Source organism: Streptomyces blastmyceticus (assembly GCF_039521185.1).
Lineage (GTDB): Bacteria > Actinomycetota > Actinomycetes > Streptomycetales > Streptomycetaceae > Streptomyces > Streptomyces blastmyceticus.
Genome location: NZ_BAAABW010000016.1, coordinates 454717 through 479838, shown reverse-complemented (window position 1 = coordinate 479838; position 25122 = coordinate 454717). Strand labels below are relative to the sequence as shown.

Annotated in this window: 19 protein-coding genes; 9 read left to right on the top strand and 10 right to left on the bottom strand. The window is 72.2% G+C overall.

Annotation, left to right across the window (positions count from 1 at the left end; genetic code table 11):
- Positions 1-114: 114 nt before the first annotated feature.
- Positions 115-879 carry an alpha/beta fold hydrolase gene (locus ABD269_RS16040; RefSeq protein WP_344118433.1) on the bottom strand — a complete coding sequence of 255 codons (765 nt, stop codon included), beginning with the start codon at positions 877-879 and terminating at the stop codon, positions 115-117.
- Between the two features lie 196 nt (positions 880-1075).
- On the opposite strand from ABD269_RS16040, the gene ABD269_RS16035 reads away from it, so the two are divergent.
- Genes ABD269_RS16035 through ABD269_RS16025 form a run of 3 tightly spaced genes read left to right on the top strand, consistent with a single transcriptional unit; the run spans position 1076 to position 10318 of the window.
- The gene (locus tag ABD269_RS16035; protein WP_344118432.1) at positions 1076-8248 is read left to right on the top strand and encodes an amino acid adenylation domain-containing protein; all 7173 of its coding nucleotides are present in this window, start codon (positions 1076-1078) and stop codon (positions 8246-8248) included.
- Positions 8249-8250: 2 nt separating this feature from the next.
- Positions 8251-9450 (top strand): FAD-dependent monooxygenase, encoded by a 1200-nt coding sequence (locus tag ABD269_RS16030; protein WP_344118431.1) that lies wholly within the window; start codon positions 8251-8253, stop codon positions 9448-9450.
- Positions 9440-10318, top strand: coding sequence for an SDR family oxidoreductase (locus ABD269_RS16025; RefSeq protein WP_344118430.1), 879 nt, complete (start codon positions 9440-9442; stop codon positions 10316-10318). Before ABD269_RS16030 ends, ABD269_RS16025 begins: the two co-directional genes overlap by 11 nt.
- Positions 10319-10524: 206 nt before the next feature.
- Here the strand turns inward: ABD269_RS16025 and ABD269_RS16020 are convergent, their stop codons facing one another.
- From ABD269_RS16020 to ABD269_RS16005, 4 genes are all read right to left on the bottom strand, one after another.
- A complete protein-coding gene (locus tag ABD269_RS16020) occupies positions 10525-11406 on the bottom strand; it encodes an AfsR/SARP family transcriptional regulator (RefSeq protein WP_301893871.1) in 882 nt (293 codons plus the stop codon).
- Between the two features lie 301 nt (positions 11407-11707).
- Positions 11708-13459, bottom strand: coding sequence for an acetyl/propionyl/methylcrotonyl-CoA carboxylase subunit alpha (locus tag ABD269_RS16015; RefSeq protein WP_344118429.1), 1752 nt, complete (start codon positions 13457-13459; stop codon positions 11708-11710).
- Between the two features lie 45 nt (positions 13460-13504).
- Positions 13505-13717: an acyl-CoA carboxylase epsilon subunit gene (locus ABD269_RS16010; RefSeq protein WP_344118428.1), complete on the bottom strand. Its 213-nt coding sequence runs from the start codon at positions 13715-13717 to the stop codon at positions 13505-13507.
- Complete coding sequence (locus tag ABD269_RS16005; RefSeq protein WP_344118427.1) at positions 13714-15333, bottom strand: acyl-CoA carboxylase subunit beta; 1620 nt, start codon at positions 15331-15333, stop codon at positions 13714-13716. The genes ABD269_RS16010 and ABD269_RS16005 overlap by 4 nt, the downstream gene beginning before the upstream one ends.
- Before the next feature lie 191 nt (positions 15334-15524).
- Here ABD269_RS16005 and ABD269_RS16000 point away from each other — a divergent pair, with 191 nt between their 5' ends.
- Positions 15525-16031, top strand: coding sequence for a flavin reductase family protein (locus ABD269_RS16000; protein WP_344118426.1), 507 nt, complete (start codon positions 15525-15527; stop codon positions 16029-16031).
- A 51-nt stretch (positions 16032-16082) separates the two neighbouring features.
- On the opposite strand, the gene ABD269_RS15995 is transcribed toward ABD269_RS16000, so the two are convergent.
- Positions 16083-16895, bottom strand: a complete 813-nt coding sequence (locus tag ABD269_RS15995) for a hypothetical protein (protein ID WP_344118425.1) — start codon at positions 16893-16895, stop codon at positions 16083-16085.
- 9 nt (positions 16896-16904) lie between these two features.
- Positions 16905-17336 (bottom strand): nuclear transport factor 2 family protein, encoded by a 432-nt coding sequence (locus tag ABD269_RS15990; protein ID WP_344118424.1) that lies wholly within the window; start codon positions 17334-17336, stop codon positions 16905-16907.
- A 201-nt stretch (positions 17337-17537) separates the two neighbouring features.
- On the opposite strand from ABD269_RS15990, the gene fabG reads away from it, so the two are divergent.
- The 3 genes from fabG (at position 17538) to ABD269_RS15975 (ending at position 20499) form a co-directional block, all read left to right on the top strand.
- Positions 17538-18323, top strand: a complete 786-nt coding sequence (fabG, locus tag ABD269_RS15985) for a 3-oxoacyl-ACP reductase FabG (protein ID WP_344118423.1) — start codon at positions 17538-17540, stop codon at positions 18321-18323.
- A gap of 69 nt (positions 18324-18392) precedes the next feature.
- Positions 18393-19307 (top strand): 3-hydroxyacyl-CoA dehydrogenase NAD-binding domain-containing protein, encoded by a 915-nt coding sequence (locus ABD269_RS15980; protein ID WP_344118422.1) that lies wholly within the window; start codon positions 18393-18395, stop codon positions 19305-19307.
- Between the two features lie 49 nt (positions 19308-19356).
- Positions 19357-20499, top strand: coding sequence for an acyl-CoA dehydrogenase family protein (locus ABD269_RS15975; protein ID WP_344118421.1), 1143 nt, complete (start codon positions 19357-19359; stop codon positions 20497-20499).
- An 84-nt stretch (positions 20500-20583) separates the two neighbouring features.
- Here ABD269_RS15975 and ABD269_RS15970 read toward each other — a convergent pair whose 3' ends face one another.
- On the bottom strand, positions 20584-20919 hold the full coding sequence (locus ABD269_RS15970) for an ArsR/SmtB family transcription factor (RefSeq protein WP_344118420.1): 336 nt from the start codon (positions 20917-20919) through the stop codon (positions 20584-20586).
- Positions 20920-21026: 107 nt separating this feature from the next.
- On the opposite strand from ABD269_RS15970, the gene ABD269_RS15965 reads away from it, so the two are divergent.
- Together ABD269_RS15965 and ABD269_RS15960 are read left to right on the top strand one after the other, a co-directional pair.
- The gene (locus ABD269_RS15965) at positions 21027-22490 is read left to right on the top strand and encodes an MFS transporter (protein WP_344118419.1); all 1464 of its coding nucleotides are present in this window, start codon (positions 21027-21029) and stop codon (positions 22488-22490) included.
- Positions 22491-22517: 27 nt separating this feature from the next.
- Complete coding sequence (locus tag ABD269_RS15960) at positions 22518-23012, top strand: cupin domain-containing protein (RefSeq protein WP_344118418.1); 495 nt, start codon at positions 22518-22520, stop codon at positions 23010-23012.
- A 67-nt stretch (positions 23013-23079) separates the two neighbouring features.
- Here ABD269_RS15960 and ABD269_RS15955 read toward each other — a convergent pair whose 3' ends face one another.
- Both ABD269_RS15955 and ABD269_RS15950 read right to left on the bottom strand, forming a co-directional pair.
- Positions 23080-24243 carry an acyltransferase family protein gene (locus ABD269_RS15955; RefSeq protein ID WP_344118417.1) on the bottom strand — a complete coding sequence of 388 codons (1164 nt, stop codon included), beginning with the start codon at positions 24241-24243 and terminating at the stop codon, positions 23080-23082.
- Positions 24240-24977, bottom strand: a complete 738-nt coding sequence (locus ABD269_RS15950) for an SDR family oxidoreductase (RefSeq protein WP_344118416.1) — start codon at positions 24975-24977, stop codon at positions 24240-24242. The genes ABD269_RS15955 and ABD269_RS15950 overlap by 4 nt, the downstream gene beginning before the upstream one ends.
- Between the last annotated feature and the right edge of the window lie 145 nt (positions 24978-25122).

Genomic DNA, 25122 nt, shown 5'->3' with positions numbered 1-25122 from the left:
TTGAGGACGCGCCCGCAGGGCGCTGGGGGTCCGGGGGTCTCCCCCGGTTTCGGGAAGGGGCGGGGCTGGGGAAAAAGCCCGCCGCAGGCGCAGCGGGCCCGCATCCTCACCGCCTCAAGCAGCCGCTTCCGCCAGGAAGTTCGTGATCAGCGCACCCCACTCCGCCGGCCGCTCCGCGGCAATCGCATGGCCGCACCCCAGCGACACAAGCCGCGCCCCCGGGATGCCGGAAGCAAGCTCGCGGGAGTGCGAAGGCGTCGTCAGGAGATCCTCGCTGGGGGAGATCACCAGCGTGGGGACGCGGATCCCCGCGAGGTCACCGCGTACGTCGATCTCCTCGAAGAGAGCGAGCTGTTCGTCCGTGCCGGGCGGCATTCCCGCCGCGAAGAGGGCGAGCTGTTCCTCGATCTCGTCCGTGGACCGCGCGTCGAGCCAGGTGGTGCCGCCCACGACGAGGGACAGGTAGGAGGCGAGCGTCCGCTCGTCGCCGCCGCGGCCCAGCGCCCGCCAGGTGTCGATGGCCAGCTTCAGGCGGGCGCTCGGCCTGGCGAAGCCGGCGGAGAGGACGAGGGCGGTCACCCGCTCGGGGTGGCGGGCCGCCGCGCGGACCGCGACCGCCGTGCCCATGGAGAAGCCTGAGAGGGCGAAGGATTCCACTCCGGAGCACACGGCGGATTCGACGATGTAGTCCGCGAGGAAATCCAGGGAAAGCGGCCAGTCCGGCAGCTCGACCTTTCCGGAACCGGGAAAGTCGGGCCCGACCACCGTATGCCGGCGGGCCAGTTCGCCGAGAATCGGGCCGTAGCTGTCCTGGATATCGCTGCCCGCGCCGTGCGCCAGCAGCAGCGCCGGCCCCGAGCCCTGAATAAATGTGGTCACGCGCCGGAGGGTAGCTCGAAAACTAACCCAACACCCCTTTCTTTGTCCGGATTTATCGGGATCCAGCACGGCCGACCACTCGAACGAGTGGTCGGCTTCTACTCGTACAAGTAGTGGTACGGGCGGTTATGCAAAACATAAAGTTCAGGTCGAGAGGCCGGATATAACCCCCCTTGTCAAAAGCGGAAGGAAGGCCATGACGCCTCCCCGTATTTTTCCCCTCACCTCGTACCAGCGTGACATCTGGGCCGCGGAATCACACGCGCCCGGCGATCACCAATTCAATGTGGTCATCCATGAAAGGCTCGACGGCCGGGTCGATCTGGAGGTGCTGCGCCGCTGCCTGACCGGTGTGCTGCGCCGCAACGAGGCGTTTTCCCTGCGCTTCGACGAGCTGGACGGCGTGCCCGGCCAGTGGGTCGAAGACGCCGACCCTGCCGGTTCCGCTGCCGAGTGGGTGGAGTACCTCGACTTCTCCGGCGAGGCGGACCCGCGGGCCGCCTGTGCCGCCTGGCGGGAGCGCTCCTTCACGCGCCCCTTCCCGCTGCGCCGCGCCCGCCTGTTCACCGCGGCGGTGCTGCGCGAGAGCGACTCGGTCGCCCATCTGTTCCTGAACGCCCACCACTTGATCGTGGACGCCTGGGCGGCCAACCAGGTCTCCCTGCGGACCTGGGCCGACTACGGCAGCGCGCGGCCGGACGACACCGCCGCGCCCTCGCCCCTCGACGCCCTCGCCGCCGAGGACGCCTACCGCGCCTCGGAGGCGTACGAGCAGGACCGCGCCTTCCACCGGCAGGCCCTCGACGGCGTCGTGCCCGCCCTGTTCACCCGCGCCGCGGCGCACCGCACGGAGCGCGAACAGCGCAGCGGGCGCCACACGTTCGCGGTGGAGGCCGCGCTCGTCGAGCGGATACGCAAGGGCGGCAGCTCGCCCTTCTCCTTCATCGCGGCCGCCTTCGCGACGTACTTCTCGCGCGTCCACCGCGCCGACGAGATCGTCCTCGGCGTCCCCTTCCGCAACCGCCGCACGGACCACGAGCTGCGCACCGTCGGCCAGTTCGCCAACAACCTGCCCGTGCGGGTGGCGGTGCCCGCCGACGCCACGCTCCACGAGCTGGCCGGCCGTGTGCGGCAGGCGACCGACGCGCGCATGGGCCACGAGCGGCTCGCCCTCGGCGACGTGCTCCGCGACCTGCCCGCGACCGGCACCGGCTCCCGGCAGCTGTTCGACATCACGCTGTCCTACCTCCGGCACCCCCGCCCCGAGGTGCCCGGCGCCGCCGTCGAGAGCGTCATCCACGCCCCCGTGCACGTGCCCGACGCGCTGTCCGTGCAGATCCACGCCTTCGAGGACGACGCGGACCTGCGCATCGACCTGGACTACGCCCGCGACGTCTTCGACGAGGACTTCCCCGTCGAGGCGGTGGCCGCCCATCTGCACGCCCTGATCACGGCCGGCGTCGAGCAGGAGGACCGCCCCGCCGTCAGCCTGCCGGTCCTGAGCGACGCCGAGCGCGCCGACCTCACCACGGCCCGGCAGGGCCCCCTCGTGCCGTACGCGAGCGACCGCACCCTGCACTCCCTGATCGAGGAGCAGGCCGCGCGCACCCCGGACCGCATCGCGATCGCCGCCGACGGCACGTCCGCCGGGCTCACCTACGCCGAGCTCGACGCCCGCGCCGACCGGGTCGCGCACGCCCTGCGCGCCGAGGGCGTACGGCCCGACGACCGGGTCGCCGTCCTGATGCGCCGCGCCCCCCGGACCCTGGTCGCGCTGCTCGGCGTGCTCAAGTCCGGTGGCGCGTACGTGCCCGTCGACCCCGGATACCCCGCCGAGCGCATCGAGTTCCTGCTCCAGGACAGCCGCGCCAAGGTCGTGCTCGTCGCCGGGGACTCCCCGGAGCCGCAGGTGGCCGAGGACGTGCGCGTCCTGCGCGTGGACGATCTCCAGGACGGCCCCGAGGGCCCCCTGGAACCCGTGGCCACCTCCCGCAACCTCGCCTACGTCATCTACACCTCCGGTTCGACCGGCAGGCCCAAGGGCGTCATGGTCGAGCACCACTCCGTGGTGAACCGCCTCGCGTGGATGCAGAGCCGCTACCCCGTCGGCGAGGGCGACGTGCTGCTCCAGAAGACGCCGATCTCCTTCGACGTGTCGGTGTGGGAGCTGTTCTGGTGGGCGATCGAGGGCGCCGGCCTGGCGCTGCTGCCCGTCGGCGGCGAGAAGGACCCGCGGGGCATCCTCGACACCCTCGCCGGGCAGCGGGTGACGGTCATGCACTTCGTGCCGTCCATGCTCGGCCCCTTCCTCGACCTGCTCGACGACGCCCCCGAACTGCGCGAGCGGGCCGCGTCGCTGCGCTACGTCTTCTGCAGCGGCGAGGCGCTGCCCGCCGCCCGCGTCGAGCAGTTCAACCGGATCTTCGGCGGGGAGTCCGCGCCGAAGCTGGTGAACCTCTACGGCCCGACCGAGGCCACCGTCGACGTCTCGTACTTCGACTGCCCCGCCGACGGCCCCGTGCACCGGGTGCCGATCGGCCGGCCCGTCCACAACACCCGCCTGTACGTGCTGGACGCGCACGGCGGGCTCCAGCCCGCCGGCGTGCCCGGCGAGCTGTGCATCGGCGGTGTCCAGGTGGCGCGCGGCTATCTGGAGCGCCCGGAGCTGACCGCCGAGAAGTTCACCGGCGACCCGTTCACCCCCGGCGGCCGCCTCTACCGCACCGGCGACCTCGCCCGCGTGCTGGCCGACGGCAACATCGAGTACCTCGGGCGCATCGACGGCCAGGTGAAGATCCGCGGCAACCGCGTCGAGCTCGGCGAGGTGCAGCACCACCTCGCGAAGGCCGCGGGCGTGCGCGACGCCGTCGTCGTCGACCGGACCTCCCCGGCGCGCGGCACCCACCTCGTGGGCTACTACGTCGCGGACGAGGCGATCGACCCCACACTGCTGCGCTCCGAACTCGCGGAGAATCTCCCGGAGTTCATGATCCCGGCACTCTATGTGCGGATCGACGCCGTCCCGCTCACCCCGAACGGCAAGGCCGACCGCCGCGCCCTGCCCGCCCCCGCCGCCGACGGCGGCCGTGACCGTACGGACGCCGCGCCCCGCGACGAGACCGAGGCGGCGCTCGCCGCGATCTGGGCCGGCCTCCTGGAGGTCGACGGCGTCGGCATCCACGACGACTACTTCGCGCTCGGCGGCGACTCCATCCTGATGCTCAGGGTGCGGGCGGAGGCCGAGAAGCGCGGCATCCACTTCTCGCTCACCGACCTCATGCGGCAGCCCACCGTCGCCGGTCTCGCCGCCCTCGCCACCGGAGCGCCGCAGACCGCGGCGGAGCCCGCGCTCGAACCCTTCGGCCTGGTGTCCGGCGTCGACCGGGCCCGGCTGGAGGGCAGCGAGGACGCCTATCCGCTGTCCCGCCTCCAGCTCGGCCTGCTCTACCACAGCCGCGCCCGCGAGGACTCGGCCGTCTACCGCGACGTCTTCCAGTACACCTTCGTGCTGCCCTGGGACGAGGACCGGTTCCGCCACGCCTTCGGCCGGCTGGTGGCCCGCCACCCCGTCCTGCGCTCGTCGTTCGACCTGGGCACCTTCTCGGAGCCGCTCCAGACCGTGGCACCGGCCGTCGAGGGCGGGCTCGACATCGTCGACCTGCGCGGCCACGACGACACCGCCGCCCGCGCCGAGATCACCCGGCACATCGAGGAGCGGCGCTTCCACCCGTACGTCTTCGAGCAGGCGCCGCTCTACCACTTCCGGGTGCACCTGCGCGAGGAGACCGTCGAGCTGGTCCTCAGCTTCCACCACGCGATCCTCGACGGCGGCAGCGTCGCCAACCTCGTCCGCGAGCTGTTCCAGGACTACCTGCACGGCCTGGACCTCGGCATCGACGCCGTCGAGGACCGCGAACTGCCCACCCCCGCACAGCACATCCGCGCCGAGCGGCTCGCCCTGGAGTCCGAGGCCACCCGCGCGTACTGGCGCGAGCGGCTGGAGGACGCCCAGCTGCCGCAGCTCGGCGCGTTCCGGCCGCACGAGGCGCCCGGCAGCGACGAGCTGATCACCCACAAGGTGGACCTGCCCGCCGGCCTCACCGACGCGATACGCGCCTTCGCCCGGGACCACGCGCTGCCCGTGAAGTCCGTGCTGTTCGCAGCCCACTGCCTGACCCTGCGGCTGTTCTCCGGCGCCACCGACGTCACCACCGGCCTCGTCACCCACGGACGCCCCGAGCAGGACGGCTCCGAGCGCATCGCGGGCCTCTTCCTCAACACCATGCCCGTCCGCCTGGAGACGACCGCCGACAGCTGGCTCGACGTCGTCCGCGAGGCCTTCCGGCAGGAGCAGGACAGCCACCCGCACCGGCGCTACCCGCTCAGCTCCATCCAGGAGGACCTCGGCGTCACCGTCCTGGAGACCGCCTTCAACTACATCCACTTCCGCCAGCTCGCCGAGGTCTTCGCGCTGCCGGGCGTGGAGCTGCGCGAATTCCGGGCGTGGGAGGAGACCAACTTCCAGCTCCTCGTCAACGCCATGACCGACCCGACGGACGGGAGCATCTCGCTGCGCCTGGACCACCAGGGCCGCACCTTCACCCCCGCACAGGCCGAGCTGTACGCCGACGGGTTCACCGGCATCCTGCGCCGCCTGGTCGAACACCCCGACGAGGCACCGGACTTCACGTTCCTCACCGGAGCCCAGGGCCCGGAGCTCCCGGCCGAGACCGGCGGCGCGCACCCCGACGTCGTCCGCCTCTTCGAGGAGCAGGCCGCCCGCACCCCGGACGCCACCGCCCTCACCTTCGGGGAGACCCGCTGGACGTACGCGCAGCTGGAGAGCGCCTCCGCCCGGGTCGCCCGCACGCTGGTCTCCCTCGGCTCGGCACCCGGCGACCGGGTGGGCATCGCGATGCGCCGCTCGCCCGAGACGATCGCCGTGATCCTCGGCGTGCTCAGGGCGGGCGCCGCCACCGTGCCACTGGACACCTCCTACCCCCAGGAGCGGCTCGCCGCGATGCTGGAGCAGGCGCGCCCCTTCCGGGTCGTCGCCCACGGCGACCAGGCGCACCTGCTCACCGACGGCACCGCGGTCCTCACCGCCGAGGAGATCTTCGACGGCGGGGACCCGGCGGACGCCCCGCTGCCGTCGATCGCGCCGGAGTCCGTCGCGTACATCCTCTTCACCTCCGGCAGCACCGGGAAGCCCAAGGGCGTCGCGATGCCCCACCGGTCGCTCGCCAACCTCGTGGCCTGGCAGAACAGCGTCCCCAGCGGGGCCGTCGGCGGCACGACCGCGCAGTACGCCCCCATGAGCTTCGACGTCTCCTTCCAGGAGATCTTCTCCACGCTCTGCGGCGGCGGGAACCTGCTGGTGGTCGCCGAGGACGAGCGGCGCGACATGCCCGCCCTGCTGCGCCTGCTGGACCGGCACGGCGTCGAGCGGCTCTACCTGCCCTACGTCGCGCTCCAGCAGCTCGCCGAGACGGCGGTCGCCCTCGACACCGTGCCGAGCGGCATCAAGGTGCTGGCGTCCTCCGGCGAACAGCTCCGCGTCACCGACGAGATCCGCGCGCTGTGCGAGCGGCTGCCCGGGGTGATCCTGGAGAACCAGTACGGGCCCACCGAGTCGCACGTCGTCACCGCCCACACCATGACCGGCGACCCCGCGGCCTGGCCCGCGCTGCCGCCCATCGGCACGGCCGTCGACGGCACCGCCGTGCACGTACTCGACGCGCGGCTGCGGCCCGTGCCGGACGGCGTGAAGGGCGAGCTCTTCCTCGCCGGCGCCTGCCTCGCCGACGGCTACGTCGACCAGCCGGGGCCGACCGCCGAGCGGTTCGTCACCCGCACCGTCGACGGCCGCACCGAGCGCCTCTACCGCACCGGCGACCTCGGCTTCCGCCTGCCCGACGGCTCGATCGTCTGCGTCGGCCGGGAGGACTCGCAGGTCAAGGTGCGCGGCTTCCGCGTCGAGCCCGCCGAGGTCGAGCTGGCCATCACCCGCTTCGCGCAGGACCACCCGGGGCTGACCGAGGCCGCCGTCGTCGCCCGCCGCCGCGAGGGCAACGACTCCTTCCTCGCCGCCTTCCTGGTCGGCGACGCCGTCCACGCCGACCTGGACCAGCTCGGCAAGCAGCTGCGCACGGTGCTGCCCGACTACATGATCCCGTCGCACTTCGAGTGGCTCGACGCGCTGCCGCTCACCCCCAGCGGCAAGCGGGACGACGCGGCCCTGCGCCGCGTCCAGCTCACCGCGGGCACCCAGGGCGATGCCACGGCGCCCCGCGACGAGTACGAGCGCACCCTCGCGGAGATCCTCGGCGAGCTGCTCCAGCTGCCCGCCCTCGGCGTCCACGACAACATCTTCGACCTCGGCGGCACCTCGCTGACCGCGATGCGTCTGGTCGTCCTGATCGAGCAGCGCTACGGCATCAACGTCCCGCTGTCGGAGTTCGTCGCCTCGCCCACCGTCGCCGAGCTCGCCGACCGGCTGCGCGGCGGCGGCGCGGTGTCCGCCTTCGACCCGCTGGTGCCCATCCGGCCCGCGGGCGACAAGCGGCCGGTGTTCTTCGTCCACCCCATGGGCGGCAACGTCCTGTGCTACCTCCGCTTCACCGACCACCTGCCGGAGGGCCAGCCGTTCTACGCCCTCCAGGCGGCGGGCAGCGACGCGGGCACCGAGCCGCTGCGCAGCGTCCCCGAGATCGCCGCGAGCTATATCGAGGCCCTCAAGCGGGTGCAGCCCAGCGGTCCGTACGCGATCGGCGGCTGGTCCTTCGGAGGCTTCGTGGCCTTCGAGATGGCGCGGCAGCTGCGGGCGGCGGGCGAGGAGATCGCGAGCCTGGTCCTCCTCGACACCACGGCCCTCAACCCGGGCCGCCGCAAGACCACCGGCGACGACGCCCTGCTGACCTGGTTCTTCTGGGAGCTGCTCTGGCTCAAGCGCGGCGGCAGGTCGCCGGAGGAGATGGTCCCCGGCCATCTGACGACGCTGGAGGAGAAGTTCGACTTCATCGCCCAGCTCGCGGTCGACGAGGGCGTGCTGCCCGCCGGGTCCTCCGGCGCGATCGTCCGGCGGCTGTTCGGCGTCTACGAGGCCAACTGGCGGGCGGCGTTCGCCTACCGGCCCGAGGTCGTCGAGCAGGACATGGTGCTGATCCACGCGAAGGAGCCGCTGCCCCCGGTCCTGGACAACATGCACACCGCCATCGAGTCCATGCACCGCGACCCGACCAACGGCTGGCGCGAGCGCACCACCGGCAAGCTGAATGTGATCGACGTGGCAGGCGACCACCTCACCATCATGGAAGAGCCCTACGTGAAGCATGTGGTCGAGACCGTCTTCGAATTGATGGGTGAGTGACCATGAGTCAGAAGCAGGCCAAGAAGGCCATCGTCATCGGCGCGGGCATAGGCGGCCTCGCCACCGCCGTCGCCCTGCGCAAAGTCGGCCTCGACGTCGAGGTGCACGAGCGGGCGACCGAGCTGAAGGCCGCGGGTTCCGGGCTGTCCGTGATGAGCAACGCCATCGCGGCCCTCGACTCCATCGGCATCGACCTCGGGCTCGAAAAGCGCGGCCAGGTCCTGGAGTCGTACCACGTCAGGACCGCCCGCGGCCGGCTGATCAGGGAGTTCCCCTTCCCCGGCATCATCTCGCGGCTCGGCGTGCCCAGCGTCCTGATCACCCGCTCCGACCTCCAGCAGGCACTGCTGGCCGCCGCGGAGGGCATCCCGATCCATCTCGGGGCCACGGCGCGGGAGTTCGAGACGGACGAGTCGACCGGGGGCGTACGGGTCCGCTTCGAGGACGGCAGCGAGACGGAGGGCGACGTGCTCATCGGCGCCGACGGCTTCAACTCCGTCGTACGCCGCCAGCTCGTCGGCCCCGGCGAGAGCTCCAAGGACAGCGGCTACATCGTCTGGCTCGCGATCGTCCCCTTCGAGCACCCGCGCTTCACCCCGGGGTCGGTGACCCACTACTGGGGCAGCGGCAAGCGGTTCGGGCTCGTCGACATGGGCGGCGGCCGGCTCTACTGGTGGGGCACCAAGAACATGCCCGCGTCGCAGTCCCGCGACTGGCGCGGCGGCAAGTCCGAGGTCCTGCGCTCGTACGCGGGCTGGGCCGACGAGGTGCAGAAGGCGATCCGGGTGACGCCCGAGGAGTCCATCATCGCCGTGCCCTCCCGCGACCGGCCCTTCCTGGAGCGCTGGGGCAAGGGCCCGGTCACCCTGCTCGGCGACGCCGCGCACCCGATGCTCACCAGCCTCGGCCAGGGCTCGGGCATGGCGATCGAGGACGCGGCCGTGCTCGCCCGCGTCCTCGGCTCCGCCGACGACCTGACCCGGGGGCTGCGCCGCTACGAGGACGAGCGCCGGGAGCGGGCCCGCGGCATGGTGGCCGCCTCCCGCGGCATCTCCGACTTCGAGCAGTCGGAGAACCCGATCCGGCGCCCGATGCGCGACGCGTACTTCAAGTTCCTCCCCGCGGCGCGGCTCACCCGCACGCTGGAGGACTCCCTCACCTTCCCCGGCTACACCACAGCGGAGGCAGCACATGTCCAGTAGAGGCACCGCACCCGTCTCCCCGGCGGGCCGGGCCGTCCTGGTCACCGGGGCGTCCTCCGGGCTCGGCCGGGAGTGCGCGCTGCACCTGGCGCGGGCGGGCTTCCACGTCTTCGCCGGGGTCCGCAAGGCGGCGGACGGCGACGAGCTGGCCGCCGTCGCGCACGGCAGCCTCACGCCCGTGCGCGTCGACGTCACCGACGACGCGTCGATCGCCACGGCGGCGAAGGAGATCGCCGCAGCGGTCGGCGAGGACGGCCTGTGGGGCGTCGTCAACAACGCCGGGGTGTGCGTCGCCGCGCCCCTGGAGTGCCTCACGACCGACGAGTTGCGCCGCCAGCTCGACACGAACGTCGTCGGGCAGCTCGCCGTCACCCGCGCCTTCCTGCCGATGCTGCGGCGCAGCCGCGGCCGCGTCGTCAACGTGACCTCCGGTCTCGGCAGCATCGCCGTCCCCTACATGGGCGCCTACTCGGCCGCGCAGTTCGCCAAGGAGGCCCTGACGGACGTCCTGCGGCGCGAGCTCCGCCCGTTCGGCGTCGACGTCACCGTGGTCCAGCCCGGTGCGATCGTGACACCGATCTGGGGGAAGGTCGCGGACGCGGGGCGGGCGGCGCTGGAGTCCGTGCCGGAGGGGGTGGCGGAGCTCTACCGGATTCCCTTCAGCCGCTTCCTGCACCAGAACGAGCGGGGCGCCAGGGCCAGTTCGACGACCCCGGCGCACTTCTCCCGGGCTGTCGCCCGGGCCCTCACGGACGCCCGCCCGAAGTCGCGCTACGGGGTGGGGGCGGATGTGCGCAACTTCCGCGTGCTCTCGCGGGTGCTGCCGGATGCTGCGCTGGACCGGTATTTGGCGCCGATCACGCGCTGACGATTACGGGAGGGGCGGGGGCGGGGCGCCTGCGGCGGGCTTTGTTCCCCACCCCGCCCCTTCCCGAACTGGGGCTTCGCCCCAGACCCCGAAAGCGGCTTCGCCGCTTGTCCTCAAACGCCGGACGGGCTGATTTCAGCCCGTCCGGCGTTTGAGGACGCGGCCGCAGGCCGCTCCCGCCGCAGGCGGCGACGGACCCGCACCCATCAGCGGTGGATGCCCCGTTGGCGAGACGTCCGGCGGGCGACGCGGCGTTGTTGGGAGATCACGCGGCGCCCGAGATCGAGCGCCATCGGACGTGCCGCGGAAGCCGGCGGGTCGAGTGTCTCGTCGTTGTCGAGTACGGCCTGGTAGAGCGCGCGCATGCGGGGCGAGGGCGAGATGCCGAGGTCGCGGTCGAGCGTGGTGGACAGGCGGTGGAAGGCGTCGAGCGCGCAGGCCGCCCGGCCGGAGCGGTAGAGGGAGAGCATCCACTGGGCGTGGAGGTTCTCGTGGGTGGGGTGCCGCACGGTCAACTCTGCCAGCTCGGTGGTCAGTTCGTGATGGCGGCCAAGCCGCAGGTCCGCCTCGATGCGCTGTTCCTGCGCGTGCAGGCGCTGTTCCTGGAGGACCGTGGCCCGCCCCTGGAGCAGCGGGCCGAGCGGGATGTCCGCCAGGGCGGGCCCGCGCCAGAGCTTGAGGGCCTTGTCCAGCGTGGCCGAAACCATGCGGTCGTCCTCCCGCGCCAGCGCGGCGCGGGCGGTGCGGACGTGCTCCTCGAAGATCTCCAGATCGATCCCGCCGGGCTCGACGACCAGGCGGTAACCGTAGTTGGCGGTCTGCAGGATGCGCTTCGCCTCGCCCAGGGATCCGATGCGCGGAATCTTGCTCATGGCCATGCGGAGATGCAGCACATAGGTGTGCAGGGTCGAATAGGCGCTCTGCGGAGGATTCTGGTCCCAGAGTTCCTCTATACAGGCGTCCACGGAAACAGATCTGTTGGAATTGAGAATCAGCAATGCGAGCAGCTGCCGCTGCTTCGGCGGCGTGGGCGTAAACGCCCGGCCTTCGTCGACGGCCAGCAATGGTCCGAGCACTGAGAATTCCATGAACCCAACCCCCCGGTTTACGGGCCGACTGCGAAGAAGCAGGGCCCTTAGGCATGAGGGGAACCTACAGCGCCACTTGACCGTGTGCACCCAAGTGAGCGGAATTAACGACTCCGAAACACTTCCGGAGGCCGCAGCGCCGCCCCGTCAACTCCTCTGACCTGCGGCACAGTTACGCGCGTAGCTCCGACGACCGCCGCCTTCCGCATCCTCCGCGGCTGTGGGCCAACCCACACGGTCGGCCCAGCCGGACACCAGACGCTCTCCAGAAGTGCATGGAATTCGTCAAATCCGGGGGCAGTCAGCCCTTGATCTCGCAGATGACGGCTCCGGAGGAGACAGAAGCACCCACTTCGGCGGTTATGCCCTTCACGGTACCCGGTCGGTGAGCATTGAGTGGCTGTTCCATCTTCATTGCCTCCAGCACCACGATGAGATCACCCTCGGCGACTTCCTGGCCCTCCTCGACCGCGACCTTGACGATCGTGCCCTGCATCGGGGAGGCCAATGCGTCGCCCGAGGCCGCGGCACCGGCCTTTTTCGCGGCCCGCCTTTTCGGCTTCGCGCCGCCTGCCTCGGCCGTGCGATACATGGCCGTACCAAGCGACGACGGCAGGGAGACCTCCAGCCGCTTTCCGCCGACCTCGACGACGACCGTCTCACGCGGCTCCGCGTCGACGTCGTCCACAGCCGGTACGGAGAATGGCGCGATCTCGTTGACGAATTCGGTTTCGATCCAGCGGGTGTGGATGTGGAAGGGATCTGTGGTGAAGGCGGGGTCGGTGACGACGGCGCGGTGGAAGGGGATGGCGGTGGCCATGCCCTCGACCGTGAACTCGCCCAGCGCGCGGGCCGCGCGCTGGAGCGCCTGCTCACGGGTCGCACCCGTCACGATCAGCTTGGCCAGGAGAGAATCCCACGCCGGGCCGATGACCGAACCCGCCTCCACCCCCGCGTCGAGGCGGACGCCGGGGCCGGAGGGGGCGTCGAAGCGGGTCACGGTCCCGGGCGCGGGCAGAAAGCCCCGGCCCGGGTCCTCGCCGTTGATACGGAACTCGAAGGAGTGCCCGCGCAGCGGCGGGTCGTCGTAGCCGAGTTCCTCGCCGTCGGCGATGCGGAACATCTCCCGCACGAGGTCGATGCCGGTGACCTCTTCGGTGACCGGGTGCTCGACCTGCAGGCGGGTGTTGACCTCCAGGAAGGAGATCGTCCCGTCCTGCCCCACCAGGAACTCACACGTCCCCGCGCCCTCGTACCCTGCCTCGCGGAGGATGGCCTTGGAGGCGCGGTAGAGCTCGGCGTTCTGCTCCTGGGTGAGGAACGGTGCCGGTGCCTCTTCGACGAGCTTCTGGTGGCGGCGCTGGAGCGAGCAGTCGCGGGTGGAGACCACCACGACGTTGCCGTGCTGGTCGGCCAGGCACTGGGTCTCGACGTGACGGGGACGGTCGAGGTAGCGCTCGACGAAGCACTCCCCGCGCCCGAAGGCGGCGACCGCCTCGCGGACGGCGGAGTCGTAGAGCTCGGGCACCTCCTCCAGCGTCCGGGCAACCTTCAGACCGCGTCCGCCGCCGCCGAAGGCGGCCTTGATGGCGATGGGCAGCCCGTGTTCCCGGGCGAAGGCCACGACCTCGTCCGCACCGGTGACGGGGTCGGGGGTTCCGGCGACCAGCGGTGCGCCGGCGCGCTGGGCGATGTGACGGGCCGCCACCTTGTCGCCGAGGTCGCGGATGGCCTGCGGGGGCGGGCCGATCCAGGTCAGGCCCGCGTCGATGACGGCCTGCGCGAAGTCCGCGTTCTCGGACAGGAATCCGTATCCGGGGTGGACGGCGTCCGCACCCGATTCGGCTGCTGCGGCAAGCACCTTGGCCACGTCGAGGTAGCTCGTCGCCGGGGTGTCACCGCCCAGCGCGTACGCCTCGTCGGCGACGCGGACATGCGACGCATCCCGGTCCGGATCGGCGTAGACCGCCACACTTCCGATCCCGGCGTCCCGGCATGCACGAGCGACGCGGACAGCGATTTCGCCACGGTTGGCGATGAGCACCTTGCGCACGAGCTGATTCGACCTTTCAGACGACAGAAGCAGGGATTCGGGGATTCACAGAGCCGGACGCCAGGCAGGAGCCGGCCGTGCGGACCAGCCGACAGCGGCGCCCGCGGGCCGGGCCCACGGCGTGACCGGTCGCGGCGGCCCGGCGGCCGGTCCGGCCCGGCCCGCGCCCGCGGCCAGCACCACGGTCACGACCGCCGCCAGCTCCGCCGCGTCCGGATTCCCCCGCACCACCCGCAGCACGCTCTCGCCCCCGCTCACTGCGGCTGGTTCCCGTGCTTGCGGCTGGGCAGCTGCACCGACTTCTCGCGCAGCATCTCCAGTGCCCCGATCAGCCTGATCCGGGTCTCGGCCGGGTCGATGACATCGTCGACCAGCCCCCGCTCGGCCGCGTAATACGGGTGCATCAGCTCGGACTTGTACTCCTTGACCAGCTGCACCCGGCGCGCGTCCGGGTCATCGGCAGCCGCGATCTCCCTGCGGAAGATGACGTTGGCCGCGCCCTCGGCCCCCATCACGGCGATCTCGTTCGACGGCCAGGCCAGCGAGATGTCCGTGCCGATGGAGCGCGAGTCCATCACGATGTACGCGCCGCCGTACGCCTTGCGCATGATCAGCTGGATGCGCGGCACGGTGGCGTTGCAGTACGCGTAGAGCAGCTTCGCCCCGTGCCGGATGATCCCGCCGTGCTCCTGGTCGACGCCGGGCAGGAAGCCCGGCACGTCCACCAGCGTCACCAGCGGGATGTTGAAGGCGTCGCAGGTCTGGACGAAGCGCGCGGCCTTCTCCGAGGCGTGGATGTCCAGCACCCCGGCCAGCGACGCGGGCTGGTTGGCGACGATGCCGACGACGTGGCCGTCCAGCCGCGCCAGCGCGCACACCACGTTGGCCGCCCAGCGCTCGTGCACCTCGAAGAACTCGCCGTCGTCGACGACCTCCTCGATCACCTTGCGCATGTCGTAGGAGCGGTTGGGGTCCGCGGGCACCAGGTCGAGGAGCGCCTCGGTGCGCCGGTCGGGGGTGTCCTCGGTGGGCTGTGACGGCGGCAGCTCCCGGTTGTTCTGCGGCAGCAGCGAGAGCAGGAACCGCACGTCCTCCAGGCAGCTCTCCTCGTCGTCGTACGCGAAGCCGGAGACGCCCGAGAGCGCGGCGTGGGCGTCGGCGCCGCCCAGCTCGTCCTGGGTGATCACCTCGCCGGTCACCGCCTGGACCACGTCCGGGCCGGTGATGAACATCTGCGAGGTGCCGCGCACCATGAAGACGAAGTCGGTCAGCGCGGGCGAGTACGCCGCGCCGCCCGCGCAGGGCCCGAGGATCACACTGATCTGCGGGATGACGCCGGAGTTGCGGACGTTGCGCTGGAAGATCCCGCCGTAGCCCGCGAGCGCCGTGACGCCCTCCTGGATCCGGGCCCCGGCGCCGTCGCACAGTCCGACGATCGGCGCGCCGGCGGCCTCCGCGAGGTCCATCAGCTTGTGGATCTTCTGGGCGTGGGCCTCGCCCAGGGCGCCGCCGAAGATCCGGAAGTCATGGGCGTAGACGAAGACCGTACGGCCGTGGACCTTGCCCCAGCCGGTGACCACACCGTCGGTGTGCGGCCGCTTGTCCTCCAGCCCGAAGCCCGTGGCCCGGTGCCGGCGGAAGGCCTCCACCTCGGAGAACGTGCCCTCGTCAAAGAGGAGTTCGATGCGCTCGCGCGCGGTGAGCTTGCCCTTGGCGTGCTGTGCCCCGGTGGCCCGCGCGCTCGGCCCGGCGAGCACGGTCTCCCGCAGTCCGGCCAGCTCCGCGGCGCGCTCCCGCAACTGCGGCGCGGCCTGCGGAACCGGCTCGTCCGCCGCGGGAGGCGGTGAGATCGTCTGCTGCTCGACGGTGCTCATGGCTGCCTTTCCTCAACGGTGCGCGGGGCGGTACGAGTTGAGCTTGGGATCGCCCGCTACAGCCGTCCTCGACCGCAGCTGGAACCGTTCGGGCCCCGGCTCCAGCCGTGGTCCAGAAAAGGTCCAGACGGTGCGGAAAGGCTCCCTTCCAGACACCGGGAAGCGCCCGGTCGGGATCGTGGAGGCACCGTATGCCAGTGGGTCCGGACACCTTCCGGGAATTCTTCGGTTCCTGCCCCGCCGCCGTATCCGTCGTCACCGTGCTGGACGCCGACGGCGAGCCGCGCGGCTTCACCTGCAACACCGTGTGCTCGGTGTCGGTGACGCCGCCGCTGCTGCTGGTGTGCGTGGACCGCAGGTCGCAGACCCTGCCGTCCCTCGCCCCGGGGCGGGGGTTCGTGGTCAACGTGCTGGCGGACGGCGGCCAGGAGACGGCGATGACCTTCGCCACCCGCGCCGAGCGGAAGTTCGACTCGGTGCGCTGGAGCCCCTCCGCGGCCGCCCAGGGGGCGCCGGTGCTGGAGGAGGTGGCGCTCGCGTACGCCGAGTGCACCGTCACCGAGGTGACGGAGGCCGGTGACCACTGGATCGTGCTGGGGCGGATCGAGGAGTCCGCGGTGCTGCCGAGGCGGCCCGTGCTCTACCACCGCGGCGCCTTCACCGTCTGGGAGGGCACTCCCGCCGCCGCGGTGCGCTGAGCCCCGGCGGGCCGGTCGTCCCGGGTGGCGGTGCTCACCGCGACGGCGGTGTCACGACGCGGCCCTCCGCCCCATGGCCGAGAGGAGCGGTGTCGCGGGGAAGCGGTGGCCGAGCGCCTCGGCGAGGACCAGCGGGCGCCAGTCGTGCTCCGCCCGGGCGGGGTCCGCGGGCCGCCCCAGGCGTGCGGCGATCCGTTCCAGGGCGCCCACGAGCCGGGCGCGGTCGCCGGTGAGGGTGCCGTGACCGGCCCGCCGGTGCCGCCACCGGTCGAGGCAGGCGGCGGCCGCGGTGAGCAGCGCGTAGCGGTCGGCGAGCGGCGGTACGGCTCCCCCGGCGGCGAGGGTGCGGCAGGCCGCGGCCAGGGCGAGGCGTTCGGCCTCCAGCTCCGTGACGGCCGGGGCCAGGACGGCCGGGAGGACCGCGGGCCGGACGCCGGTGAGCGGCCGCGCGAGCCGGTCCCCGCCGTCGGCCACGCCCGGCAGCGCCTCGGCCACGCGCGCGGCGAGGCGCGGATCGCCCGCCTGCCGGGCCGCCTCCGCCAGCGCCCTGGCATGACGGTTGAATTCCCCTGCGCAGTCGCCCTGTTCGTGGAGCCGGGTGCCCAGCACGGCGGCCAGGCCCTCGGTGCCCTCCAGCAGGATCCGCGGCAGCACGTGGCGCGCGGTCGCCGACTCCGGGCCGCGTACGGCCAGCAGCCTGCCCGCGGTCCAGAGGTCGACGACGGCACCGCAGACGGCGTCGCGGGTGACCGGGGAGTCCGGGGGCAGCGCCCCGCCGCCCTCGCGGGCGGCGCACAGCGCCGCGCGGAGGGCCGCCTCGGCGTGCCCGGCCGGCCCGTCCGCGGGCCCGTGCGCAAGGAACATGACGTTGCGTCAGATCTGCTGGTCGTAGTCGATGTCGCGCGACTTGACGAGGATGCCGTCCGCACCGGTCACGAGCACGTCGTGCACCACGCAGCTCGGCCAGACCTCCGGCCGGTCGGCGCCGGGCCGGGTGCGCAGGACCAGCGCGTACACCGTGGACTTCAGGGTGCCGTCGGGGTTCGCGTCCAGCACGATCTGGTTGAAGTAGTGGCGCTTCTGCACCGGGTCGCCCTGGTACTGCTCGTGGAAGCGCACCAGCTCGGCCTCGATGCCCGCGCGGGTACGGGCGGGCTCGGTGCCCGGGGTGTGCCGGAAGGTGCCGTCCTCGGTGAAGGAGTCCGCGTAGGTCTTGAACACGCGGCTGTCCAGCGCCTGCATCTGGCGCGCGTAGAAATGCTGTACCTCGGCGTAGAGCTCCGCGGTGACGGTCTGCCCGGCCATGATTCTCCCTCTGGCGCTGCGTGACGTTCGTATGTCCACGGCCACGGTTTCCCCGTCCTCTGGAGGCCATCTGGAGCCGGTCTCCAGCGGCCCGCCGCGGCCCGGCCCGGCGCCCCTCGCGTCTCCAGGAAATCTCCATACCTCGTGTAGACGGCCGCTCGATGATCGACGCGTCACTTCACGGCGAGCAAGGGAAGACATATGAGCCAGGCTGCGGGCCCCGTCGCGTTGGTCACCGGTGCCACGAGCGGGATCGGTTTGGAGATCACCGAGCGGCTGGCGGGCCTCGGCGCGCGCGTGTTCGTCTGCGCCCGCCAGGAGGACCGGCTGACGGCGACGGTTACGGAGCTGCGGGGCAAGGGCCTCGACGTCGACGGCGTGACCTGCGACGTCAGCCGCCCCGAGGAGATCCGCGCCTTCGTCGCGGCGGCCGTCCAGCGCTACGGCACGGTGGACATCCTGGTCAACAACGCCGGGCGCAGCGGCGGCGGCGCGACCGCCGAGATCCCCGACGAGCTGTGGCTCGACGTCATCAACACCAACCTCAACAGCGTCTTCCTGATGACCAAGGAGGTCCTGACGACGGGCGGCATGCTCGACAAGGACCGCGGCCGGATCATCAGCATCGCCTCCACCGGCGGCAAGCAGGGCGTGGTGCACGCCGCCCCGTACTCCGCCTCCAAGCACGGCGTGGTCGGCTTCACCAAGGCCCTCGGCCTGGAGCTGGCGCGCACGGGCATCACGGTCAACGCCGTCTGCCCGGGCTTCGTCGAGACGCCGATGGCCGAGCGGGTGCGCGAGCACTACGCGTCCATCTGGGGCGTGAGCGAGGAGGAGACCCACGGCCGGATCACCACCCGTGTCCCGCTGGGCCGCTACGTCGAGCCCCGTGAGGTCGCGGCGATGGTCGAGTACCTCGTGAGCGACGACGCCGCCGCGGTCACCGCGCAGGCGCTCAACGTCTGCGGCGGGCTCGGCAACTACTGATCCGCGCTCGGTGACCACCGATCGCGGGAGAGGCGGGGAATGATGTCGGAGGCGACGCAAGACAGACCGGTGACCGTCATCGGTGCCGGGACCATCGGGCTGAGCTGGATCACCCTGTTCCTGGCGCACGGCAGGCGGGTGCGGGTCAACAGCCGCCGGCCGGACGCGGAAGAGGTGGTGGCGAGGGGCGTCGAGCTCTTCGCACCCACGCTCCCGCACGGCGGGGCGGACCCCCTGGAGCTCATGGAACTCCTGGAGTTCGAGCCCGACGTGGAGCGCGCCGTCCGGGACGCCGCCGTGGTGGTGGAGAACGCCCCGGAGGACCTCGCGCTCAAGCAGGAGCTGTTCGCGCGCATCGGCGCGGCCGCCCCCGGGGACGCCCTGTTCCTGTCCTCGTCGTCCACACTGCTGGCCGACGAGATGAGCGCCCTGATGCCCGACCGGAGCCGGCTGGTGGTCGGGCACCCGCTCAACCCGCCGCACCTGGTGCCGCTGGTGGAGATCGTGGGCGGGGAGGCGACGGCGCCGGAGGCCGTGGCCGGGGCCGTCGCGTTCTTCCGGTCCGTGGGCAAGACGCCCGTGGTCCTGCGCAAGCCGATCACCCGCTTCGTCGCCAACCGGCTCCAGTCGGCGCTGCTCCAGGAGAGCGTCCACCTGGTCCGCGAGGGCGTGGTGACCGTGTCCGAGCTGGACGAGATCGTCACGCAGTCGGTCGGGCTGCGCTGGTCGGTGATCGGCCCCTTCCAGGCGTTCCACCTGGGCGGCGGCGAGGGCGGTCTGCGCCAGTGGCTGACGCGCCGCGGCGGCGGTCTGGAGCAGAGCTGGCGGGAGCTGGGGCGGCCGCGCATGGACGACGCGACGATCGACGCCCTGAGCTCGGCCGCCGAGGAGGACTTCGGCGACCGCTCCTACGCCGAGCTGGCCGCGGACCGCGACGCGAGGCAGAACGCGGTGTTGGACGCGCTGGCGCGCTTCCCGCACTGACGCACCGCCACCAAGTCCCCGATCATTCCTGCACAGATGGAGGTTCCCCATGCCCGGGAGCGCGTTGGTGAAGGCCGCCCAGGAGGTGGCGGAGGTCGCCGCCGCCCACGCGGCGGCCGGTGAGGCGGGCCGCCGCCTCGCCCCGGAGGTGGCCGAGGCGATCGTCGGGGCGGGCTTCGCCCGGCACTTCGTGCCCGCCCGCTGGGGCGGCGCGGAGGGGAACGTCACCGATTCCCTGCTGGCGACCGCCGCGGTGGCGGAGGGCGACGCCTCCGCCGCGTGGGTGGCGTCCATCGCCGCCTCGCTGGGCCGGATGGCCTGCTTCCTCCCGGAGGAGGGGCAGCGCGCGATCTGGGGCGAAGGGCCGGACACCTTCGTCGCCTGCGCGCTGGTCCCGGGCGGCGAGGCGCGCGCCGTGGACGGCGGCTGGCGGATCAGCGGCCTGTGGCCGTACCTCAGCGGGGTGCACTTCTCGCAGTGGGCTCTCGTGTGCTGCCCGGTGCCGGTGTCCGGGGGCGGGCGGGAGGTGCGCTTCCTGCTGGTGCCGCGGTCCGCCTACGCGATCGAGGACACCTGGTTCCCGGTCGGGATGCGGGCCACGGGCAGCGACAGCCTGCGGCTGGCGGACGTGTTCGTGCCGTACGCGTACTCCTTCGCGCGGGCCGGCCTGCTGGCGGGGCGTTCGGACGGCCCGCTGCCCGCGGCCTCCGCCGTGCCGCTGAAGGCGGTCAGCGCGCTGTCCTTCGCCGGTCCGGTGCTGGGCGCGGCCAAGGGGGCGCTGCGGGAGTTCGCCGCGGCGGTCGCGGCCAAGCGCGGGGCGGGTGCCCCGGGGCACCGCGTCTCCGGCACGAGCGAGGCGGCGGCCGAACTGGCGCTGGCCAGGACGGCGGGCGAGATCGACGCGGCGGAGCTCCTGCTGCGCCGGGCGGCGGCGGTCGCGGACGCGGGTGCGGTCGACGAGCGCTCCCTCGCCCGGACCTGCCTGGACCACGCGCTGGCGGTGGACATGCTGGCCGGGGCCGTCAACCGGCTCTCCCCGCTCGCGGGGACCCGGTCACAGTCGGACGGCGCGCCGTTCCAGCGCTTCTGGCGGGACGTGAACACGGCGGCGGGCCACACGGTCCTGCAGTTCGAGCCCGCCGCGCGGACGTTCGCGGGGCTGGCCCTGGACGCGGCGGCCGTGGCGCCGTAGGCGTGGGCGCGAGCGCCGGACGGGCTTGTCGGGGGTGGTCCAAGCCCGTCCGGCGGTCGCGGACCGAGGTCCGGGGGACCCCGGTCATTCGGTGCCGACCGCTCCTTCCGGAGGGGTCAGCACCGCGTCGAGGAGGCCGGGGAAGCGCCCGTCGAGGTCCGCCCGCCGCAGGTGCAGCAGCCGGCGGGACCCCTCCAGGCTGATGGAGATGATCCCGGCCTCCCGAAGGATCTTCAGGTGGTGCGACATGGTCGACTTGCCGATCGTCAGGCCCGCGTCGGCCTGCACCACGGAGCACGAGACCCCGTCCTTCAGGCCGAGCGAGCGCACGGTCGTGAGGCGCACCGGATCGGCCAGCGCCTGAAGGATCCGGAGCAGGGTCGTATCGGTGGCTTTCGGATGGAATGCCATGTCGCTCATGTCCTCGATCCTAGATCACGAATCCCTTGAGTTCGCTCTCCATCGAACCATATGATCACCGCCGAACACTTCGAAAGTCATCGAACCCGCGAACTCATGGAGAAGCTGTGACCACCCCAGACCCACGCCGGTGGCTGATCCTGCCGGTCATCCTCTCGGCGACCTTCATGGCGTCGTTCGACTTCAACGTCGTCAACGTCGCCGCGCCCTCGCTCCAGGAAGACCTCCACGCCGGGCAGGCCGCGCTGGAGCTGGTGATCGGTGGCTACGCCTTCGCCTACGCCGCGGGGCTGGTCACCGGCGGCCGGCTCGGCGACATCTTCGGCTACCGCAACATGTTCCTGATCGGCATGGGCACCTTCACCCTCGCCTCGCTGCTGTGCGGCATCGCCCAGACGCCCGGCCAGCTCGTCGTCGCCCGCCTGCTCCAGGGCATCACCGCCGCCGCCATGGCACCCCAGGGCATCTCCCTGATCCAGGCCGTCTTCGACCAGTCGGAGCGCCCCAAGGCGCTCTCCTGGCTCGGCGTGATGTACGGCCTCGGCGGCGTCGCAGGCCAGGTGCTCGGCGGCCTGCTGATCGCCGGTGACCTCTTCGGCTGGGCCTGGCGTCCGATCTTCCTCGTCAACGTCCCCGTGGGCGTCATCGCCCTCGTCTTCGCGGCCCGCCTGCTCCCCCGCGGCCGCGCCGAGAAGCGCCCGAAGCTCGACCCGGTCGGCGTCGTGGGCATCTCGCTCGCACTGGGCCTCGCGCTCGCCCCGCTGATCATCGGCCGTACGGAGGGCTGGCCGCTGTGGGCCTGGATCTCGCTGGTCGCCTCGGTGCCCGTCATGGCCCTCACGCTGGTCTACGAGGGCGGGCTCAGCCGCAAGGGCGGCCAGCCGCTCCTCGACCTGAGCCTGTTCCGCAGCCGCACGTTCAGCGTCGGCCTGGTCATCAACGTCGCCTTCATGGCCACGTTCAGCAGCTTCATGTTCTCCACCACCCTGCTGCTCCAGTCCGGCCTCGGGCTCAGCGCCCGCGAAGCGGGCCTCGCCTTCGGCCCGTTCGCCGTGCTGTCCATGCTGTCGTCCATCTACGGACGGCCGTTCATCGCGAAGTACAAGAACAAGGCGCTGGCCTTCGGCAGCGGGGTCGTCGGCCTCGGCATGCTGGCGCTGGCCCTGGAGACGCAGTCGCTCGGCGCCGACCTCTCCATCGGCTATGTCATGGGCCCGCTGTGCCTGGTCGGCCTCGGCTTCGGCTTCGTGCTGCCGTCGCTGATCGGCACCGTCCTGGCCGGGGTGCGCCCGCACCAGATGGGCATCGCCTCCGGCGTGCTCACCACCACCCAGCAGTTCTCCGGCGCCACGGGCATCGCCGCCCTCGGCGCCGTCTACTTCACGACGCTCGGTTCCGGCCACGGCCTGACCGACTACGCGCACGCCTCGCGCAGCGTCCTGTGGATCACCTTCGGGCTCTGCGCCGTCCTCGTGGCGCTGTTCGCCCTCCTGCCGCGGCTGACCGCGGACCGCACCGCGCCGCAGGGCGCCGGGGCGGCCGACCGGCCGGCGGCGAAGTCCGCGGCCTGACATACGAAAAACCGAAACAGGGATGCCGTGACCATCACGCCAGGAAAGATCGTCGTGCGGGACGAGGTCGAACCCGTCCGCTGGGCCGTGGAACAGGGCAGATTCCTGCTCCGCGGCACGGACACGGGGGGACTGTTCTCCCTCATGGAGTTCACCACTCCCCCGGGCGGCGGCCCGCCGCTGCACCTGCACGACAGCGAGGACGAGACGTTCTACGTCACCAGCGGGCTCTACGAGTTCCAGCTCGGCGACACCGTCCACACGGCCGGTCCCGGCACGGTCCTGTACGGCCCCCGGGGCACGGGCCACGGCTTCCGCAACATCAGCGACGAACCGGGGACGATGCTCTGCTACGTCACACCGGGCGGCGCGGAGACGATGTTCGAGGAGCTGGCCGAGCTCCAGGGCGGGGACGTGAAGCCCGCCTGGGAGGACGTGGTCGCGCTGGCGGCCAGGCACCACATCAGCTACCCGAAGATCAGGCCGGTCCGCACGAAACCGAGCGTGACCCGGTTCCGCTGAGCTACGGACCCGCCGATGGGCGGCCCCGTCCTCGGACGCGGCCGCCCATCGGCGTGCGGAGGACCGGTCAGCCGGTGGGGACGGCGAGTTCGACGCTCCGGGGGCGGTCCTCGCGCGCACGCTCCCGGCGGCGCACCAGGCGCATCACCGGCTGCTCGACGGCCTGGTGGAGCGCCCACGCGAGCAGCATCGACAGCACCAGCGCGACCCCCACCAGGCCGAGGGCCTGCGCCATCGGCCACGTTCGCTTGAGCCCCAGCGCCTGGTGCCCGTACACCAGCACCAGGCGGTGCACCAGGTAGAAGGCGAACGAGACCTCGCCCAGCCACAGCGCGACCCGGCCGCGGAGCAAGGACGGGGTCCCCTCGATGTCCGCCGTGGCCACGGCGGGGATCAGCAGGGCGAGCGGCACGATGGTGGCGGCCACGAAGCCGTACGCGCGCGGCAGTTGCGTGGCGGCGAGGTACCAGCCGGCGATCACCAGGAGCGCGGCGGGCACGGCCGGCAGCCGGATCCACCTGCCGGTGAGCACGATGCGCGCCATCACGATGCCGAGGACGAAGTCCAGGGCGCGTACGGGCGGGAGCATGTAGGCGAACCAGACCTGCCAGGCCGAGATGCCGCCGAAGTCCGGTGTCGCGGGCAGCGTTCCGGCGACCGCCGGGACGCAGACGGCCACCACGGCCACGGCGCCGGCCGCGGGCCACAGCATGTGCGCGCCGATCCGCCCCACCCAGCGGTGCAGGAGCGGGAAGCAGAGGTAGAACAGCAGCTCGCAGGCGAGCGTCCAGCTGACGTCGTTCATGCTCCAGGCGACGTCCATCCGCGGCACCCAGGAGTGCACCAGGAAGAGGTTCGCCACCGCGGTGCCCGGGTGCAGGGGGCGCCCCGCCCACACGATCAGGACGAGCGCGAGCACCCAGGTCGCCACGTGGTTGGGGTAGATCTTGGCGATCCGGCGGGTCCAGAACCGCCGCAGCGGCTCACCCGGCTTGGCCGTCCACGTCAGGATGAACCCGCTCAGGACGAAGAAGAAGCTGACGCCGATGGAACCGGCCTTGCTGAAGACGTCCGTCAGCCACTTGTCCGCGTCCGGCGACGCGAACGGCGCCTCGCGCGAGAGGTGGTAGCAGAAGACGAGCACGGCGGCGACGAAGCGCAGCCCGGTGAGGGACGGCAGCCGGGAGCCGCCGTCCGGCACGCCGGGGCGGGGACGCGGGGACGCGCTCACACCCGGCCCCCTGCCGCCGCGATGCTCTGACCGGTGATCCAGCGGGCCTCGTCGCCCGCGAGGAAGGCGACGATCCCGGCGACGTCGTCGGGCCGGCCGATCCGGCCCAGCGCGGTGGTCTCGGCGATGGCCGCGAAGCGCTCGCGCAGCGGGGCCGTGGCATCGGTGTCGACGATCCCCGGCAGCACCGCGTTGACCGTGATCCCCCGGCCGCCCAGCTCCTGGGAGAGGGTCCTGGTGAGCTGCTCGACCGCGCCCTTGGTGGCCGCGTAGACCCCGGCGCCCGGCGCCATGGACCGGGTGAAGGCGGTGGAGACGCTGATGATCCGGCCGCCGTCGGCGAGGTGCCGCGCCGCCTGCTGGAACGCGAAGAACGTCCCCTTGAGGTTGACGTCGATCGCGCGGTCGAGGAATTCCTCGGTCACCCCGGCGACGGGCCCCATGCCCTGCACCCCGGCGTTGTTGACGAGGATGTCCAGGCCGTCGAACTCCTCGAGGACCCGCGCGAAGAGCCCCTCGACCTCCGTCCGGCCGCCGCCGAGGTCCGCGCGCACCGCGAAGGCCTCGCCCCCGCCGCGGACGATCTCGTCGACCACCTCCCGGGCGGCCCCGGCGTTCTCCCTGTAGTTCACGGCGACCCGGGCCCCCGCCGCGGCCAGCCGCAGCGCGATGCCCCGGCCGATGCCCCGCGACGCCGCGGTGACCAGGGCCCTCTTTCCCGACAAGTCGGCCATACCGACGTTCCTCTCCTTGGGCTGACGAACGCCCCTCACTGTGTGCAGCCCATCTGGAGATTCCCTCCAGACGGCCGCGTCCGGCGCCGTCCGGCGCTCCAGGAAATGTCCATACGGGGTACAGCCGGGTGCCGGAGGCTCGCAG

Excerpts from the sequence above, each read along its gene's own strand:
- ABD269_RS16035 (WP_344118432.1), top strand. The coding sequence starts at position 1,076 with ATGACGCCTCCCCGTATTTTTCCCCTCACCTCGTACCAGCGTGACATC.
- ABD269_RS16025 (WP_344118430.1), top strand. The coding sequence starts at position 9,440 with ATGTCCAGTAGAGGCACCGCACCCGTCTCCCCGGCGGGCCGGGCCGTC.
- ABD269_RS16005 (WP_344118427.1), bottom strand. The coding sequence starts at position 15,333 with ATGAGCACCGTCGAGCAGCAGACGATCTCACCGCCTCCCGCGGCGGAC.
- ABD269_RS15990 (WP_344118424.1), bottom strand. The coding sequence starts at position 17,336 with ATGGCCGGGCAGACCGTCACCGCGGAGCTCTACGCCGAGGTACAGCAT.
- ABD269_RS16030 (WP_344118431.1), top strand. The coding sequence starts at position 8,251 with ATGAGTCAGAAGCAGGCCAAGAAGGCCATCGTCATCGGCGCGGGCATA.
- ABD269_RS15950 (WP_344118416.1), bottom strand. The coding sequence starts at position 24,977 with ATGGCCGACTTGTCGGGAAAGAGGGCCCTGGTCACCGCGGCGTCGCGG.
- ABD269_RS15970 (WP_344118420.1), bottom strand. The coding sequence starts at position 20,919 with ATGAGCGACATGGCATTCCATCCGAAAGCCACCGATACGACCCTGCTC.
- fabG (WP_344118423.1), top strand. The coding sequence starts at position 17,538 with ATGAGCCAGGCTGCGGGCCCCGTCGCGTTGGTCACCGGTGCCACGAGC.
- ABD269_RS15995 (WP_344118425.1), bottom strand. The coding sequence starts at position 16,895 with ATGTTCCTTGCGCACGGGCCCGCGGACGGGCCGGCCGGGCACGCCGAG.
- ABD269_RS16000 (WP_344118426.1), top strand. The coding sequence starts at position 15,525 with ATGCCAGTGGGTCCGGACACCTTCCGGGAATTCTTCGGTTCCTGCCCC.
- ABD269_RS15975 (WP_344118421.1), top strand. The coding sequence starts at position 19,357 with ATGCCCGGGAGCGCGTTGGTGAAGGCCGCCCAGGAGGTGGCGGAGGTC.
- ABD269_RS16020 (WP_301893871.1), bottom strand. The coding sequence starts at position 11,406 with ATGGAATTCTCAGTGCTCGGACCATTGCTGGCCGTCGACGAAGGCCGG.